The following is a 15854-nucleotide window of genomic DNA, read 5'->3' as shown; positions in this document are numbered from 1 at the left end:
GCCGCGCCCAGTGAGTGGCTCTGAAACTGGCACGAACACGCCGGCCATCACCTGCCAGAATGTCTGGCAGGTGTTTGGCAATGACGCAGGCAGCACCTTGAAAGAGGTGCTGGCAAACCATCACTCGCCGCATGACGCCGCCGGAGAGCTGCGCCGCAAGGGGTTGATCCCGGCGGTTCAGAATGTGTCCTTCCAAGTCCAGGAGGGCGAGCTGTTTGTGATCATGGGGCTTTCGGGGTCCGGCAAGTCAACCCTGATCCGCTGCATTTCGCATCTGCTGCACGCAACCGGCGGCGAAATCCGCATCGACGGCGAAAATATCGTTGAGGCCAGCCCCAAACGGCTGATCGAACTGCGCCGCAAGAAGCTGGGCATGGTGTTCCAGCATTTCGGCCTGTTCCCGCATATGACGGTGGCCGAAAACGTCGCCTATCCCTTGCGGGTGCAGGGGGTGAAGAAAAAACAACGTCAGGCCAAGGCGGAAGAGGTGATCAATCTGGTCGGCCTGCGCGGCCGTGAAAACCATTATCCGCGCGAACTGTCCGGCGGCCAGCGCCAGCGTGTCGGCATTGCCCGCTCATTGGTGGCGGATTGCTCGGTCTGGTTCCTGGATGAGCCGTTCTCGGCACTGGACCCGCTGATCCGGCGGCAGCTGCAGGATGAGTTTCTTGAAATCCAGGCCAAGCTGAAAACCACCATCGTCTTTATCACCCATGACATCAACGAGGCGCTGAAACTGGCCGACCGTATCGCCATTATGCGGGACGGCAGGATTGTGCAGATCGGCACCCCCGCCGATATCGTGCTGCGTCCGGCGGATGATTACGTGCGCGAGTTCTCCAAGGATGTGGCCAAGGGCCGGCACGCCCGTGTGGCCTCGGTGATGGAGACCGGCGCGGGGCTGGCCTATGGCGCCGATGATCCCGGCCTGCGCCAGGACATGACGCTGGACGCGGCCCTGGCGCGCTGCATGGAACTGTACGAGCCGGTGCCGGTGCGCTCTCCCGAAGGCAACGTGGTTGGGGTAGTGAACCCGGCAAATCTGGCGGCGGCGCTGCAGGTGGAGCAGGGGTAATGGCGGTTCTGACAAAAGGATCCGTGGCGGCGCTGATCGCGGCGGCGGCGGGCGCCCTGTGCCTTCTGCTGGAAAGCAGCCTGCCGTGGCTGGTCAAATTCCCTGCCGCCTGGGTGCTGCCCGCAACCGACTGGGCGGGTGCGGCGATGGAGTGGCTGCTGGCGCTGATCAAACCCACTGCGCGTGGTTTTTCGGCGCTGATGTTCTATCCGATGGAAGCGGCGAATTATGTGCTGAGCAACACGCCCTGGCCGCTGGTCATCTGCGCTACCACGGCGCTGGCCTGGATCCTGGGCGGGGTGCGGATGGCGCTGATGGCCCTTGTGGGTCTCGGGTTTGTGCTGGCGTCGGGGTACTGGCCCGAAAGCATGAACACCCTGGCGCTGGTTGCTGTTTCAGTACCGCTGGCGCTGATCATCGGCGGCGGCATCGGCATCCTGGCCAATGAATACCCGCGCGTCCGCAAACCGGTGCAGGCGCTGCTGGACATCATGCAGACGGTGCCGACCTTTGCCTATCTTACGCCCTTGCTGGTGCTGTTCGGCTTTGGCCCGGTTGTGGGCCTCATCGCCTCGGCCATCTATGCCGCGCCGCCAATGGCGCGCAATGTGCTTTTGGGGCTGGAGCGGGTCGAGCCGGAGATCAAAGAGGCTGCCATCATGGCCGGCGGCACCCGGCTGCAGCAGCTGTTTCAATGCGAGATCCCCTCGGCCGGGCAGCAGATCATGGTGGGCGTCAACCAATGCCTGATGGCGGCGCTGTCGATGGTGATCATCGCAGCCGTTATCGGCGGCTTTGACGACATCGGCTGGGAGGTCCTTTTGACCATGCGCAAGGCGCAGTTCGGTCAAAGCCTGCTGGCCGGCTCGGTGATTGTGGTCTTTGCTATCCTAATCGACCGGATGAGCGGCACCCTGACCGAAGAGCGGCGGGAGAAGCATGATCCGCGCATCGCCTGGGGCATTCTGGCCGTGGGCGCCGCAGCCAGCGCTGTGTTTTGGGGCCACATTCAGCAACCCGGCGCCTATGCGCTGTTCAACCCGGTCGCGGACAGCGTCGACAGGGGGCTGTCGGCCTTTACCACTGCCAATGCCGATGCGCTGACAGCGTTCAAAAACAACGTGCTGTTTTATGTGCTGCTGCCGTTGCGGATCGGGCTGGACCAGGCGGTGCTGCCCTTCACCTGGGGTTTCTCCTGGACCCCGGCGATGAGCCTGGGGGTGTTTGCGGCGGGTGCGGCTGCCGGTCTGGTCTTTGCATTGCGCGGGCAGGTGGCGCTGGGCGTGATGCTGCTGATTGCCGCCGGCATGCTGGAGACGGGTATTTCGCAACTGCCCTGGCCCTTTGTGCTGATCGGCGCAGGCGCGCTGGCCTGGGTTGCCGGCGGGCGCGGTCTGGCCATCATGACGGTTCTACTGCTGGGCACCATTCTGGTCTCCGGCCTGTGGGAACGGGCGTTGCTGTCGCTGTATTTGTCGGGTGCGGCTGTCTTTGCCTGCGCGGTAATGGGCGGCGCGATCGGGCTTGCCTCGGCGGTGTCGCCCGGTCTCTGGCGGCTGGTGCGGCCCATCTGCGACATGCTGCAGACGATCCCGCTGTTTGTCTTCCTGATCCCGGTGCTGATGGTGTTCCAGATCGGCGAGTTCTCGGCCTTCCTGGCGATTATCGCCTATGCCATCGTGCCGATGATCCGCTACACCCGGCACGGGCTGGTCTCGACACCAGAGGAGATGATAGAAGCCGCAACAGCCTCAGGTGCCACCACATGGCAGATGCTCAAGGATATCCGGGCGCCTTATGCGGCGCCGTCGATCCTGCTGGGTCTGAACCAGACCATCCTCTATGCCTTTGCAATGCTGGTGATTGCGGCGCTGATCGGCACCACCGGCCTGGGCCAGTCGATTTATCTGGCGCTGGGGCAGGCGGATGTGGGGCTTGGCATCTCCGCCGGGGCGGCGATGGCGATCCTCGCCTTGATCGCCGACCGCATGGTGCAGGGCTTTGCCGAGGAGAGGCGCAAGGCGCTGGGGCTGTAGGCCTGGCTGCCGCAAAGTGAGAAGGGCGCCCCAGCGGCGCCCTTTTTTGATCTGGGGCAACGTTCTGCGCTGCCCGCCCGCCTATAGCTGAATGATAGACTGATCTAAGGCAGGAGAGACCCCGATGGGCTGGCTAGAATTCACCGCCGCGCTGATTCTGTTTCTGGCCAGCCACGCAGTCCCGGTGCGTCCGCCGGTGCGGCCCTGGCTGGTGGGCCGCCTGGGCCAGCGCGGCTACATCATCGCCTATAGCCTGCTTTCATTGGTAATTCTGGCCTGGCTGGTCGTGGCGGCGGCACGGGCGCCTTATGTCGGCGTGCTGCCCTATTGGGACATCTTCCGCTGGGCGCCGCTTCTGCTGATGCCGCTGACCTGCCTGCTGGCGGTGGCGGGCATGATGCGGCAGAACCCGTTCAGCTTTGGCGGCCTGGGGCTGCGGGTCTTTGATCCGGCTGATCCCGGCATTCTGGGTGTCAGCCGCCACCCTTTGCTTGCGGCCATGGCGCTCTGGGCCGGGGCGCATCTGCTGGCCAATGGCGATTTGGCACATGTGATCCTGTTCGGATTGTTTGGCGGCTTTGCCTGGACCGGCATGGCATTGATCGACCGGCGCACACAGCGGCGGATGGGGCAGGGCGAATGGACCCGCCTCAGCCGCAATACCGCGCGGCTGAATCTGGCCCGCCTGCGCCCCTCTGCGGCTGAGGCCGGGCTGGCGGGCGCGGTGTTTCTGGCCCTGCTGATCCTGCACACCCCGGTCATCGGCTACAGCCCGTTGCCGTGGTAGGGGTTGACCCAGCCCGCTGCATGACCACCTATGAACTGAGACGAGACTGGAGAGAATGACCGATGCACCTGGCCTATGTGATGACCCAAGAACGCGGTGCCACTGACCGTTTGCTGAGCGAGCTTGCCGAACGGCTGCAGGCCAAGGGCATCCGCCTGGCCGGCATCGTGCAGACCAATGTCGAATGCTACGACAAGGAACTGTGCGACATGGATGTGCGGGTGCTGCCTGACGGCGAAACCATCCGGATTTCGCAATCCCTGGGCGCCGGTGCGCGCGGTTGCCGCCTGAACCCGGAAGCGCTGGAACAGGCGGTCGGGCAGGTCTCTGCCACGCTGCAAACGGACCCGGCACCGCAGCTGATGATCGTCAATAAATTCGGCAAGCACGAGGCCGACGGGCGCGGCATGCGGCCCATAATCGGCGAGGCGCTGGCATTGGGCATTCCGGTGATTTCCGGCGTAAACCAGATGAATGTGGAGCCGTTCCAGACCTTTGCCGACGGTATGGCCGTGGAGGCAGGACCGGATCTGGACGCGTTGGTTGCCTGGGCGGAACAGGCCGTTTCTGAAACCGCCTGACTGGCGCATTCCCATTTCAAATCAAACGGAAAGCCCGCGAACTTCACGCGGGTTTTTTGCTGCGCCGGACAGCACAGGGGCGGCGCGCTGCCCATCCGGTCTGCAGCTGAGCCACCATCGTCCGGTCTGAATAGAAGAGAAGATGGTGGGCGACCCTGGAATCGAACCAGGCGTGCGTCTCCGCGAGGGAGTTACAGTCCCCTGCCACACCTTGCGGCCTGTCGCCCACTGTCAGTTGCATGTTGCACCTGATGTGGAGGCGTGATTACAAGCAGGCCAAAGGGGCGTCAACCGGAAAAACGCAAGTTTTCAGCACGCCTTGAAAATTCTTTCTGCCGGAGAGCAAAATGACCAAGAAGCCCAAATGGGTCGTCGCAAAAGAACAGTCCAAAAAGGCCGCCTCGGCAGAAACCGTTTGGCTGTTCGGGCTGCATGCGGTGCGCGATGCGCTGATGAATCCCCAGCGCGAGAAACTGCGCCTGATGGTGACCATGAACGCCGAAGTGAAACTGGCGGACGCCATCGCAGCCTCGGGCGTCGAGGCCGAGGTGATCGACCCGCGCAAGTTCAACCCTCCGATTGACGCACAGTCGGTGCATCAGGGTGCCGCACTGGAAGTGAAGCCCTTGAACTGGGGCGGGCTGGCCGACAACTGCATCGGCCGCGAGGCGCCGCGGGTGCTGCTGCTGGACCGGGTGACGGATCCGCACAACGTCGGCGCCATCCTGCGCTCGGCCGAGGTGCTGGGCGCCAGCGCCGTCATTGGCACCCGCCACCATTCGGCACCGGAAACCGGGGCGCTGGCCAAGACCGCCAGCGGCGCGCTGGAACGCCAGCCCTATCTGCGGATGCGCAACCTTGCTGATACCATCGCTGAACTGCAGAACATGGGCTTTGTCGTGCTGGGCCTGGACGGCGAGGCGGAGGACACCATTGAGACCGCACTGGACGGCAAAAAGCACCTGCCGGTGGCACTGGTTCTGGGCGCCGAAGGCCCGGGCCTGCGCCAGAAGACCAAAGAAACCGTTGACGGGCTGGTTAAGATTGACGCCGCGGGCGGTTTTGGCTCGCTCAACGTCTCCAATGCAGCGGCCATCGCGCTTTACGCCTCCATCGCCAGGTAGGGCCGCGGCGCCGGCCGTCACGGGCTGATCACATCTGCGTATGCCGTCTTTGCAAGAGCACGGCGGTGCGGCAGAGTCGGAAGTCTGTTGCAAGAAGTGAATGGAGTGCAATGTGGCCTTGCGTCTGGTCCTGATGGCCGTTGCGGTGATGTTTGTGTCCCTGCCGGATAGGGCGCGGGCTGATGCTGCTGTTTTCTCTTCCCGTGCGGGCGTTGCTATCGGCGGGTATGATGCGGTTGCGTTTTTCGAACATGGCACGGCAGAACCCGGACGGCGCGGCCATGCGGTGATGTGGAAAGGCGTTGTCTGGCGGTTTGCATCAGCCCGCAATCAGGCGCAGTTCGAGGCCAATCCGCGGGCCTATGCACCGGCCTTTGGCGGCTATTGCGCCTATGCGATGTCGCAGGGGCGGCTTCATGATGGAAACCCGCGAATCTGGGCCATCGTGGACGGAGAGCTGTTTCTTCTGAACAACCGCGGTGTCCACCATCTGTGGCAGGCGGACACCGTGCAGATGATTGCGGACGGCCGCGCGCATTGGCCTGCGGTTCTAAGGAAATAGCCTGTCACCTCACGATTACGAGAGGTGCTCTTTTATTTTCCAGACTGTGGCCCATATTCAATAGGGACTGCGGAGTGGAACCACCGCAGATCTTTTTCACTGTCCCTCGTTCCATACCTAGCGCCCGGTTCGTCCGGGCGCTTTTTTGTTTGCCCGGCAGCGAATCCGCCTTTGCCAAAGCGGGCGCCGCAGCTAGGGTGCGGGCCATGACAGAATACAGCGATGAGCATCTGAAAACGATCCTGCAACGGACCAAAGTGGTGGCGGTGGCCGGCGTGTCGATGAACCCGGTGCGCCCCAGCTATTACGTGGCGCGCTATCTGGGGCTCAAGGGTTACCGGGTGATTCCGGTGAACCCCGGCCATGCAGGCAAGATGCTGTTTGGCGAAACGGTGCGGGCCAGTCTTTCTGAAATAGACGTCCCGGTGGACATGGTCGATATCTTCCGCCGCTCAGAGGCGGTGCCGCCCATTGCAGACGAGGCGCTGGAGGCATTTCCTGAGCTGCAAACCATCTGGATGCAGATTGGTGTGGAACATGCCGAAGCCGCCGCAAAGGCTGAAGCACGCGGTGTCACGGTGATCCAGAACCGCTGTCCCAAGATCGAATACCAGCGCCTGTTCGGAGAGTTGCGTTTTGGCGGTTTCGCCACCGGGATCATATCCTCGAAGCTTTGAGGCGGCGGCGGGGCGGAGGTGCTCCCGCCCGTTCCGGCCGTCCTTTGGACAGCCTCCACGGTTGGGCGTAGCGCCGCTGCGCGGCGCAAGAAGAAGATTTTGCTGAGAGGCCCGGAAGGGCAAGTTTGCCCGTCAGAGCCTTGCTGAGTGTGTATAAGGGGGCGCGTCAAGGGCAAGCCGCGCTGGCGCGCGGAGGCTGCGCCTCCCTTGACCCGCCGCCGCAGAAGCGGCCCTGGGATCAGCCTTTGGGGCGTGCGGCCTTCTCGGCAATGCCGCTGAGGCCCTGGCGTTCGGCCAGCACCTGCAGCACATCGTCCAGTGCCACGTCGCGGGCCGCCAGCATCACCAGGAAATGATAGAGCATATCGGCGCCTTCCGAGGCCAGCTTGCCGCTGTCTCCCTTCACCGCTTCGATGATCGCCTCGATGGCTTCCTCGCCGAATTTCTCGGCGCATTTCTCCGGCCCCTTTGCCAGCAGCCTGGCGGTCCAGCTGCTGTCAGGGTCAGATCCCTTGCGGGACAGGATGGTGGCTTCTAGATCGTGCAGCAGGCTCATCACGTGCCCCTTCAGTTCAGCCGCATCGGGATGCCGGCGGCGGCCATGTGGTTCTTGGCTTCCTGGATGCTGTATTCCCCGAAGTGAAAAATCGAGGCCGCCAGCACCGCGCTTGCGCCGCCCTTGGTTACACCTTCCACCAGGTGATCCAGGTTGCCGACGCCGCCCGATGCGATCACCGGCACGTCCACCGCATCGGAAATCGCCCGCGTCAGCGGCAGGTTAAAGCCGGATTTGGTGCCATCGCGGTCCATCGAAGTCAGCAGGATTTCCCCGGCGCCCTTTGCCACCACCGTGCGGGCGAATTCCACCGCGTCGATGCCGGTTTCCTTGCGCCCGCCATGGGTGAAGATCTCCCAGCGGCCCGGTTCGACCGTCTTGGCGTCGATGGCGCAGACGATGCACTGGCTGCCGAACTGATCTGCGGCCTCGGCAATCACATCCGGGTTGGCCACGGCAGCCGAGTTGAACGAGACCTTGTCAGCCCCGGCCAGCAGCAGCGCACGCACATCGTCCTTGGTCCGCACCCCGCCGCCCACGGTCAGCGGCACAAAGCACTGCTCGGCGGTGCGGCGCACCACATCGAACATGGTGCCGCGGTTTTCATGGGTGGCGTGAATATCGAGGAAGCAGATCTCATCCGCGCCCGCCGCATCATAGGCCTTGGCCGATTCCACCGGGTCGCCCGCATCGCGCAGGCCGACAAAGTTGACACCCTTGACCACGCGCCCGTCGGCGACGTCGAGACAGGGAATGATACGGGTCTTCAGCATGGATCGGGCCTTTCGGACTGCTTGGCCCGTGGGTACGCAATGGACGCTGGAATCGCAACAGATATGGCGGTGGATACGCGTTTTGGTCTTTGCTGTGCGTATGTTTCAGCTGGAGGGTGCGTTCTTAAGGCGTATCCGGCAGGCCGCTTCTGTTACCCCAAAGAGCACCAACGCGGGTAGAAGAATGGTGACGATATAAACAAAACCCCAGATCATCAGAGAATAGGCATAGCTGCCTAAAACTTGCGGAACGTAAGCGCAGGTTTAGCAGCTTTTGAATTAGTGCTTCAAATTGACTGGTGCTGCAATCATACGTTGCGGCTTGTGCGGCCGCAGGGTGGCAGCAAAGAACTGCCGATGCCGAAGACGTGAATTGCCAGCCGGGGTCTGTTGCCTTGTTTTCATCCTATCACAGTACATTTTCGGAGCAGTTGTTATGACAAAACCCCTTATTCTTGCCGGAGCCATCGCCCTTATGTCCGCATTGCCCGCCGCCGCCGAACTGATGAAGTTACCCAGCCAGAAACCCGTGGCTGAGACCATGGATGCGCTGCAGGCAGCGGTTGAGGGCGCAGGCGCCACCGTCTTTGCCCGCGTCGACCATGCTGCAGGTGCGCAGAAGGCAGAGCTGGAGCTGGGGGCCTCGCAGCTGTTGATTTTCGGCAACCCCAAGCTGGGCACCCCGGCAATGCAGGCAGACCCGCGCGCGGGGCTCTATCTGCCGCTGAAGGTGCTGGCCTATGAAGATGCGGAAGGCCAGGTCTGGCTGACCTATGAGGATCCGGCAGAGATGCTCTCTACCCTCGATATCCCTGCGGATGCGGGCTTTATCGCCAAGATGCAGGGCGCCCTGGGCAAGCTGACGGCTGCCGCCGCGCAGTAAGCCAAGGAGCCGGACCGGCCCTCCCGTGCCTTATTGGCGCGGGCGGGACCGGTGGCGGTCAATCGCAACGGCAATCGCCCAGAGAAGCCCGGCCCCCATTGAGACCGGGCCGAAGATAAGCGGGCCCCAGGCGGCAAGGATGCCCATGGAATAGGCGGTCTCGCTCAGATCCCGGCCCAGCACAACGCAAGGGTTGGCAAAACCTTCGTTGATTTCGCAGCCAAAGCCGAACCCCAGCAGTACTACAAAGGCAATGCACAGCAGCCACAGGGCAATGGGCCCCAGGGCCAGAATGGCAAGAATTCGGCGGATCAGGCGCATTTGGCCTCCCGGTTCCGTAGACGCGTCAGGCTTTCAGAACCGCCAGCGCCTCTTTCAGATCAATCGCCCCATCATACAGTGCGCGGCCCGAAATGGCACCGTTCAGTGGCGCACCGCAGGATTTCAGTGCGCGCAGATCGTCCAGCGAGGACACGCCGCCCGAGGCAATCACCGGGATGCTGACCGCATTGGCCAGATCCGCAGTCGCCTCCACATTCGGCCCCTTCATTGCGCCGTCGCGCAGGATGTCGGTGTAGATGATCGCGGCTACGCCCGCGTCCTCAAACGACTTGGCGAGGTCGGTGACCATCACGTCGGTTTCTTCGGCCCAGCCTTTGGTTGCAACGCGGCCATTGCGGGCGTCGATGCCGACGGCGACTTTACCGGGGAATTCCCGCGCCGCCTCGCGCACCAGGTCCGGGTTTTCTACCGCCACGGTGCCCAGAATGACCCGTGCCAGGCCCTTGTCGATCCAGCGCGCGATGGTTGCCATGTCGCGGATGCCGCCGCCCAGCTGTGCCGGCACTTTGGTCTGCTTCAGGATCTCCTCGACCGGCGCGGCATTCACCGGCTCACCGGCAAAGGCGCCATTGAGGTCCACCAGATGCAGCCACTCGCAGCCCGCCTCGACAAACTCCAGCGCCTGGGCGGCGGGGTTGTCGTTGAACACGGTGGTCTTGTCCATCTCGCCATGCAGCAGGCGCACGGCCTGGCCGTCTTTGAGGTCAATCGCGGGGTAGAGGATCATCCGGGCGGTCCTTCGTGAAATCAAGCTGGCGGTCTTTTGCACAAGGCGGGGCCGAATTGCAACGCGACCCGAAGTCAACCTTGCCTCAGCGGGCGCATCAGGGACAGGCTGCCTGAAAAACAGGGAGGACATGGAATGAAACATCTACTGGCAGGTCTGGCCGTTGCAATAGGGCTTACAGGCGCGGCAGCGGCGGACCCGGTACTGGGCGTCTGGAAGACGCAAGCGGATGACGGCTCTTATGCGCATATCCAGATGGAAAAATGCGGCGCTGCCGTCTGCGGCAAGATTGCCCGCACCTTCAACAGTGAGGGCGAATACAAATCCCCGAATATCGGCAAGACGCTGGTGATCGGCATGGTGCCGAACGGCGATGGCTCTTACGAGGGCAAGGTCTGGCGGCCCTCCAATGATAAGATCTACATCGGCAAGATGGATGTTACGGGTCGCTCTCTTGCCCTGCGCGGATGTGTGGCGGGCGGGCTGATCTGCTCAAAACAGACCTGGACCCGGATCAAATAAGCCTGAGAGGGCCTGACCCTACAGCAGCCCCAGCTGCACCGGGATCGGCGCATAGCCGCGTTTCATCTGCCGGTCCCGGAAGCGTTCAAAAATCGCCAGTGCCTCTGCTTGAGCGGCGAAATACGTCCGCTTCTGAACACCGCCCGGCGCATTCAGCGGTCCCGACACACGCTCAACGCACCAGTCGCCGAACAGCGTTGGTGTCAGGCTCAGCTGGCAATAGCGGTGCTTGCCTTCAGTATGGTCGTATTTCTCGAAACGGATGTGCAATGGGGGACCTGAAACGCGAAAAAGGTCCGCCCCGTATGCATGGAAGCGGACCCCTTGTCCATTACCGGACGCAGCCGATTTTAAGGGCTGGCGCCGGTGCTACACATCACCGGTGTATTCGCCGCGCGCCGGGTAGTTGTTGGGAATGGCAAAATCCAGCGCCGCCACCAGTTCCGCGAAATGGGGGCGCACAAACGGCATGGTCTGCACCGCGCCGTAATACAGCGTCTGCTCAGGCGTCACCAGGAACAGGCCGGGTTCCGAGAACAGCGCGGGTTCTTCGATTCCGATCGATGTCTTGCCGCGCGAGGTCGAGATATAGAGCCCCCAGTCCTTGGCCACCGGGAGAGGCAGGCCGTACCCAAATCGCAGGTCTTTGGCTTCGATCTTGTCGGCCATCGCGCGGGTGCGTTCTTCGCCGTCCGAGCTGATGGCGATGCAATCAACACCGCGCTCGGCAAAGGCTGCGGCCTTTTTGTCGAACTCCTTCAGATAAGTGGCGCAGATCGGGCAATGCAGGCCGCGGTAAAAGCAGATCACAGTGCCGCGTTCGGAGGTCTCCGCAGACAGGTCGAACAGGCCGTGGTCCAGCGTCGGCAGGGTCAGCTCCGGGGTCTTCTGGCGGGGGATCAGCATGGCATTGGTCCTTCGTGAGTAGTGGTGCGAGTGGTGGTTGATCAAACGTATCGCGCAGGTTACTGTCTCATAAACCCGAAAAATCTGACTGGAACACCGGAATTTGGACCGCCTTACCACCTTGATGGACCGCTTTCAGCTCGCCGTTCAGGCAGCCGGGCCTGGCGAGGCCAATCTGATTGCGCTGGCAGATGCGGCGGGACAGCCGGTGCGGATCCTCTATCGCCCGCGCGGCCCGCTGGCGGATCCGGACCCCGGTGCGATCATGTGGGCAGCGCGGGTGGATTGGTCGGGCAACAGCAATCCGTTCCTGGCGGCCCTGCCATCGGTGGTGGACTACAGCATCAGCAGCAATGCCGAAGCACAGGGGCTGGTGCGTCTGATGCGGGACGAGGCAGAGGGCCGGCATTGCGGCGCGCAATCGGTGATCAACCGGCTGGGGGAGGTGCTGATGGTGCGCCTCCTGCGCAACCAGATCCAGAAAGGCGCCACTGAAACGGGGCTGCTGGCAGGCCTCTCGGACCCGCGCCTCAGCAGGGCCATTGTCGCAATGCACGACCATCCTGGCCGGCTTTGGGCCAACGCCGATCTGGCGCAGGAAGCAGGCCTGTCATTGTCGCGTTTTGCGGAACTGTTTGCGTCGGAGGTGGGGGAAACCCCGATGGGGTACCTGCGCCGCTGGCGGCTGATCCTGGCGCATCAGGATCTCATCCGCGGCGACCGGGTCGAGGCGGTGGCGCGCCGCTACGCCTACTGCAGCCCCGAAGGCTTCACCCGCGCCTTCCGCAAGGCGTACGGCGTCGCGCCGGTCTCCCTGCGCACCGCGGCTGCTTGAACGCCGCAGCTTTCATCTTTCCTAAAGTACTCCCGCCGGAGGCAACGGCGCGCAGCGCCGTCCCCTTACGGTTTCCAGGCCAGGAAGTTGCCGATCATCCGCAACCCTGTCGCCTGGCTTTTTTCAGGGTGGAACTGCATGCCCAGCATCGTGTCCCGGCCAATAACCGCGGTCACGTCGCCTGCATAATCCACATGCGCCAGCCGCTCCGCCGGATCGGCGGCGCGGAAGTGGTAGGAATGCACAAAATACACGTGATCGCCGCTTTCGATGCCGTCAAACACCGGGTGGTCCGTCTCGATCACCAGATCGTTCCAGCCCATATGCGGCACCTTCAAAGATGTATCCGCAGGCGTGATCTTCACCACATCGCCGCCGACCCAGCCAAGGCCCGGTGTTTCCTGGTATTCATGCCCGGTGGTGGCCATCAGCTGCATGCCGACACAGATGCCCAGGAACGGGCGGCCCTTCTGCTCAACCGCCTCGACCATGGCGTCATAAATGCCCTTGTGGCCGCGCAGCTCTGCCGCGCAGGCCGGAAAGGCGCCATCGCCGGGCAGCACCAGCCGGTCCGCCCGCGCCACCACATCGGCGTCGGAGGTCACCACAACCTCGCCCGCGTCCATCTCCCGCGCCATGCGCTGAAAGGCCTTTTCAGCCGAGTGCAGGTTGCCGGATTCGTAATCAATAATCGCGGTCAGCATGTCACAGCGCGCCCTTGGTCGAGGGAATCGCATCCGCCTTGCGCGGGTCGGTCTCCACCGCCAGCCGCAGCGCGCGGGCGACAGCCTTGAACGCCGCCTCGGCGATGTGGTGGCTGTTGAACCCGTGCAGCTGGTCGATGTGCAGGGTGATGCCGCCATGGGTGCTGAGCGCTTGGAAGAATTCGCGTACCAGTTCGGTGTCAAAAGCGCCGATTTTCTGGGTCGGCAGCTCGACGTTCCAGATCAGGAACGGGCGCGCAGACAGGTCCAGTGCGCAGCGCACCTGCGCATCATCCATCGGCAGGTGGCATTCCCCATAGCGCCGGATGCCCTTTTTATCCCCCAGCGCCTGCACCAGCGCCTGACCCAGCGCGATGCCGGTGTCCTCCACTGTGTGGTGGTCGTCGATGTGGTAATCGCCCTTGGCGCGGATGGTCATGTCGATCAGCGAATGACGCGCCAGCTGGTCCAGCATGTGGTCGAAAAAACCGACCCCGGTCCGGTTGTCATAGATCCCGGTGCCGTCGAGATTGATTTCGACCGAGATATCGGTTTCCGCGGTCTGGCGGGTCACTGTGGCGGTACGCATCTGCGGGCTGTCCTTCGTCAAGCTGCAGGGGCGCTTATAGGGCGGGCAGGGGGCGTGGCTCAAGTGCGGCATTGTGCATGGGGGCCAATCTGTTGCAGCAATCCCGGTCTCTTGCGCCGCCTCCGCCGCCGTGCGAGCTTGGGCGCAAATTCCTGACCATCCAAAAGGGGCACCCATGTCCACCTGCGTCTTTGTCCAGATCCGCTGCAAACCCGGCACCACCTACAAGGTGGCCGAAGAAATCGCCCTGCGGGAAATCCACTCCGAACTTTACTCCACCAGCGGCAATTTCGACCTTTTGATGAAGCTCTACATCCCCACCGGCGAGGACGTTGGCAAATACATCAATGACCAGCTGCTGCAGATCGACGGGATTGAACGCTCGCTGACGACGATGACCTACAAGGTGTTCTGAAACAGAAAACGCCCCGCAAACCGGGGCGTTTTTTGATTGGCTCAGGCGGCGATCAGCCCGTTGTCCTTGAGCTGTTCATAGGCCGTGCCGATGGCAGTTTTCAACCGCGCCAGCATGTCGTCAACCTCATCCTTGGTGATGATGATCGGCGGGCACAGCGCCACAGCATTGCCTGCCACCGCCCGCAGGATCAGCCCGTTTGCTTCGCAGGCCTTCTGCGCCGCAGCCCCCGCGGCGCCTTTGTCAAAGCCCGCACCAGTGGTCTTGTTCGACACCAGCTCCAGCGCCGCAATCAGCCCCTTGCCGCGCACCTCGCCGACCAGCGGATGATCGGTGAAGATTTCGCGCAGCTGCGCCTGCATATAGGCACCCACATCCGCTGCGTGCTGAAACAGGTTGTCGCGCTCATAGATCTCCAGCGTTTTCAGTGCGGCCGCGCAGGCCGCCGGGTGGCCGGAATAGGTGTAGCCGTGGCCGAACACGCCCACCTCGTTGGTCTGATCAATCATCGCCTCATACATCCAGCCGGGGATGACCGAAGCCGAAATCGGGAAATAGGCTGAGCTCAGCTGTTTGGCGAATGTCATCAGGTCCGGCTTGATGCCCATCGTAGTACAGCCGAAATCCGCCCCGGTGCGCCCGAATCCGCAGATCACCTCATCCGCCCAGACCAGAATGCCGTGTTTGCGCAGCAGCGCCTGCAGCTTCTCGTAATACCCCTCCGGCGGCACGATTACGCCCGACGCGCCGGTGATCGGCTCCACAATCATCGCGGCGATGGTTTCGGGGCCTTCGGCCAGGATCTGCTTTTCAAGGTTATTGATGATCCGGTCAACAAACTGCGCCTCCGTCTCATTGCCCTGGCGCCCGGTGTAGTAATGCGGCGAATCCGAGCGCAGGATCGACAGCGCCTCCAGCGGTGCATCGAAGTGTGCCAAGTTCGCGGGCAGCGAGGTCAGCGACCCCGCCGCCACCGTTACCCCGTGATAGCCGCGCTCGCGGGTGATGATCTTGCGCTTTTCCGGCTTGCCGATGGCGTTGAAGTAATAGCGCAGCATCTTCACGTGGGTATCATTGGCGTCCGAGCCTGAGTTGCCAAAGAAGATATAGGCATCCTCCACCGGCACCATCGCGCGCAGTTTCTCGGCCAGCTGCATGATCGGCGCATGGGTCTTGCCGCCGAAAGTGTGCGAAAACGGCAGCTTGTGCAACTGTTCGGTGATCGCATCCACGACTTCGGTGTTGCTGTAGCCCAGCGAGGTGCACCACAGGCCCGCCAGCCCTTCGATGTATTTGTTGCCGTCCGTGTCGTAGACATAAATACCTTCGCCGCGCTCCAGGCACAGCTGCTCGGTCGCGGTGAAATTGGTGGTGGGATAGATGACAGGGGCCATGGCCAAACTCCTTGCGCGAAACACCCATGAATGTCCCATGGGGCCTATTGCCGATAGAATTGTCGCGTTTCACGAGTCGCGTCAAAGGAATTTGATCAAATTAAAGCGGCAAATGGCAGAAAAGCGAAAGGCCGCCCCGAGGGACGGCCTGTTCGGTTCCAAATGGAGCGGGCGAGGCGATTCGAACGCCCGACCCTAACCTTGGCAAGGTTATGCTCTACCCCTGAGCTACGCCCGCGCTGCCATTCGGTGAAGCGGTGAATAGGAAATCCGCGAGGTTGCTGCAAGCGGAAAATGACGGAACGGTAAAGAAAGTGCTGCAGGCCGAGGGGCTGCAAAACGCGAAAGACCGCCCCGAAGGGCGGC

The 15854-nt window shown here is 62.6% G+C and carries 20 protein-coding genes and 2 tRNA genes; 11 read left to right on the top strand and 11 right to left on the bottom strand.

Annotated features, from left to right (window positions below; genetic code table 11):
• Window positions 1-10: 10 nt before the first annotated feature.
• From L1069_RS12685 to L1069_RS12670, 4 genes are all read left to right on the top strand, one after another.
• Window positions 11-1075 (top strand): betaine/proline/choline family ABC transporter ATP-binding protein, encoded by a 1065-nt coding sequence (locus L1069_RS12685; RefSeq protein ID WP_237455906.1) that lies wholly within the window; start codon window positions 11-13, stop codon window positions 1073-1075.
• The gene (locus tag L1069_RS12680; RefSeq protein WP_237455905.1) at window positions 1075-3111 is read left to right on the top strand and encodes an ABC transporter permease subunit; all 2037 of its coding nucleotides are present in this window, start codon (window positions 1075-1077) and stop codon (window positions 3109-3111) included. The genes L1069_RS12685 and L1069_RS12680 overlap by 1 nt, the downstream gene beginning before the upstream one ends.
• A 124-nt stretch (window positions 3112-3235) precedes the next feature.
• Entirely contained in the window at window positions 3236-3898 is a 663-nt protein-coding gene (locus L1069_RS12675; RefSeq protein WP_237455904.1) for an NnrU family protein, read from the top strand.
• A gap of 62 nt (window positions 3899-3960) precedes the next feature.
• A complete protein-coding gene (locus L1069_RS12670) occupies window positions 3961-4479 on the top strand; it encodes a DUF2478 domain-containing protein (RefSeq protein ID WP_237455903.1) in 519 nt (172 codons plus the stop codon).
• Between the two features lie 143 nt (window positions 4480-4622).
• Here the strand turns inward: L1069_RS12670 and L1069_RS12665 are convergent.
• Window positions 4623-4706 (bottom strand) — tRNA-Tyr (locus tag L1069_RS12665).
• 120 nt (window positions 4707-4826) lie between these two features.
• Here L1069_RS12665 and rlmB point away from each other — a divergent pair.
• From rlmB to L1069_RS12650, 3 genes are all read left to right on the top strand, one after another.
• On the top strand, window positions 4827-5603 hold the full coding sequence (gene rlmB / locus L1069_RS12660; protein ID WP_129371513.1) for a 23S rRNA (guanosine(2251)-2'-O)-methyltransferase RlmB: 777 nt from the start codon (window positions 4827-4829) through the stop codon (window positions 5601-5603).
• A 112-nt stretch (window positions 5604-5715) separates the two neighbouring features.
• Window positions 5716-6165 (top strand): YHS domain-containing (seleno)protein, encoded by a 450-nt coding sequence (locus tag L1069_RS12655; RefSeq protein WP_237455902.1) that lies wholly within the window; start codon window positions 5716-5718, stop codon window positions 6163-6165.
• 206 nt (window positions 6166-6371) lie between these two features.
• Window positions 6372-6842, top strand: a complete 471-nt coding sequence (locus L1069_RS12650; protein ID WP_237455901.1) for a CoA-binding protein — start codon at window positions 6372-6374, stop codon at window positions 6840-6842.
• 238 nt (window positions 6843-7080) lie between these two features.
• On the opposite strand, the gene L1069_RS12645 is transcribed toward L1069_RS12650, so the two are convergent.
• The gene (locus tag L1069_RS12645) at window positions 7081-7398 is read right to left on the bottom strand and encodes a phosphoribosyl-ATP diphosphatase (RefSeq protein ID WP_237455900.1); all 318 of its coding nucleotides are present in this window, start codon (window positions 7396-7398) and stop codon (window positions 7081-7083) included.
• Window positions 7399-7409: 11 nt separating this feature from the next.
• A complete protein-coding gene (gene hisF / locus L1069_RS12640; RefSeq protein ID WP_237455899.1) occupies window positions 7410-8171 on the bottom strand; it encodes an imidazole glycerol phosphate synthase subunit HisF in 762 nt (253 codons plus the stop codon).
• 436 nt (window positions 8172-8607) lie between these two features.
• Between hisF and L1069_RS12635 the strand changes: the two genes are divergently transcribed.
• Window positions 8608-9054 (top strand): DUF302 domain-containing protein, encoded by a 447-nt coding sequence (locus tag L1069_RS12635; RefSeq protein WP_237455898.1) that lies wholly within the window; start codon window positions 8608-8610, stop codon window positions 9052-9054.
• 30 nt (window positions 9055-9084) lie between these two features.
• On the opposite strand, the gene L1069_RS12630 is transcribed toward L1069_RS12635, so the two are convergent.
• Both L1069_RS12630 and hisA read right to left on the bottom strand, forming a co-directional pair.
• Entirely contained in the window at window positions 9085-9375 is a 291-nt protein-coding gene (locus L1069_RS12630) for a hypothetical protein (protein ID WP_237455897.1), read from the bottom strand.
• A gap of 25 nt (window positions 9376-9400) precedes the next feature.
• Window positions 9401-10123 (bottom strand): 1-(5-phosphoribosyl)-5-[(5-phosphoribosylamino)methylideneamino]imidazole-4-carboxamide isomerase, encoded by a 723-nt coding sequence (hisA, locus tag L1069_RS12625; protein WP_129371506.1) that lies wholly within the window; start codon window positions 10121-10123, stop codon window positions 9401-9403.
• Between the two features lie 135 nt (window positions 10124-10258).
• Here hisA and L1069_RS12620 point away from each other — a divergent pair, with 135 nt between their 5' ends.
• Complete coding sequence (locus L1069_RS12620) at window positions 10259-10645, top strand: DUF2147 domain-containing protein (RefSeq protein ID WP_129371505.1); 387 nt, start codon at window positions 10259-10261, stop codon at window positions 10643-10645.
• Between the two features lie 18 nt (window positions 10646-10663).
• Here the strand turns inward: L1069_RS12620 and L1069_RS12615 are convergent, their stop codons facing one another.
• Together L1069_RS12615 and L1069_RS12610 are read right to left on the bottom strand one after the other, a co-directional pair.
• Window positions 10664-10915, bottom strand: coding sequence for a WGR domain-containing protein (locus L1069_RS12615; RefSeq protein ID WP_129371504.1), 252 nt, complete (start codon window positions 10913-10915; stop codon window positions 10664-10666).
• 99 nt (window positions 10916-11014) lie between these two features.
• Complete coding sequence (locus tag L1069_RS12610) at window positions 11015-11551, bottom strand: peroxiredoxin-like family protein (RefSeq protein WP_237455896.1); 537 nt, start codon at window positions 11549-11551, stop codon at window positions 11015-11017.
• 103 nt (window positions 11552-11654) lie between these two features.
• Between L1069_RS12610 and L1069_RS12605 the strand changes: the two genes are divergently transcribed.
• Window positions 11655-12386: an AraC family transcriptional regulator gene (locus L1069_RS12605; RefSeq protein WP_237455895.1), complete on the top strand. Its 732-nt coding sequence runs from the start codon at window positions 11655-11657 to the stop codon at window positions 12384-12386.
• Window positions 12387-12451: 65 nt separating this feature from the next.
• Here L1069_RS12605 and hisH read toward each other — a convergent pair whose 3' ends face one another.
• Both hisH and hisB read right to left on the bottom strand, forming a co-directional pair.
• Window positions 12452-13090 (bottom strand): imidazole glycerol phosphate synthase subunit HisH, encoded by a 639-nt coding sequence (gene hisH / locus L1069_RS12600; RefSeq protein ID WP_134829485.1) that lies wholly within the window; start codon window positions 13088-13090, stop codon window positions 12452-12454.
• A 1-nt stretch (window position 13091) separates the two neighbouring features.
• Window positions 13092-13679, bottom strand: a complete 588-nt coding sequence (hisB, locus tag L1069_RS12595; protein ID WP_129371500.1) for an imidazoleglycerol-phosphate dehydratase HisB — start codon at window positions 13677-13679, stop codon at window positions 13092-13094.
• Window positions 13680-13854: 175 nt separating this feature from the next.
• Between hisB and L1069_RS12590 the strand changes: the two genes are divergently transcribed.
• Window positions 13855-14094, top strand: coding sequence for an Lrp/AsnC ligand binding domain-containing protein (locus L1069_RS12590; RefSeq protein WP_129371499.1), 240 nt, complete (start codon window positions 13855-13857; stop codon window positions 14092-14094).
• A 41-nt stretch (window positions 14095-14135) separates the two neighbouring features.
• On the opposite strand, the gene L1069_RS12585 is transcribed toward L1069_RS12590, so the two are convergent.
• Complete coding sequence (locus L1069_RS12585) at window positions 14136-15488, bottom strand: aminotransferase (RefSeq protein WP_237455894.1); 1353 nt, start codon at window positions 15486-15488, stop codon at window positions 14136-14138.
• A gap of 163 nt (window positions 15489-15651) precedes the next feature.
• Window positions 15652-15726: transfer RNA gene (locus L1069_RS12580), tRNA-Gly, on the bottom strand.
• Window positions 15727-15854: the final 128 nt, after the last annotated feature.

The organism is Leisingera sp. MMG026 (assembly GCF_021654205.1).
Classification (GTDB): domain Bacteria; phylum Pseudomonadota; class Alphaproteobacteria; order Rhodobacterales; family Rhodobacteraceae; genus Leisingera.
The sequence above is the reverse complement of the archived record's forward strand: the minus strand, read 5'-3'. Positions and strand labels throughout refer to the sequence as shown.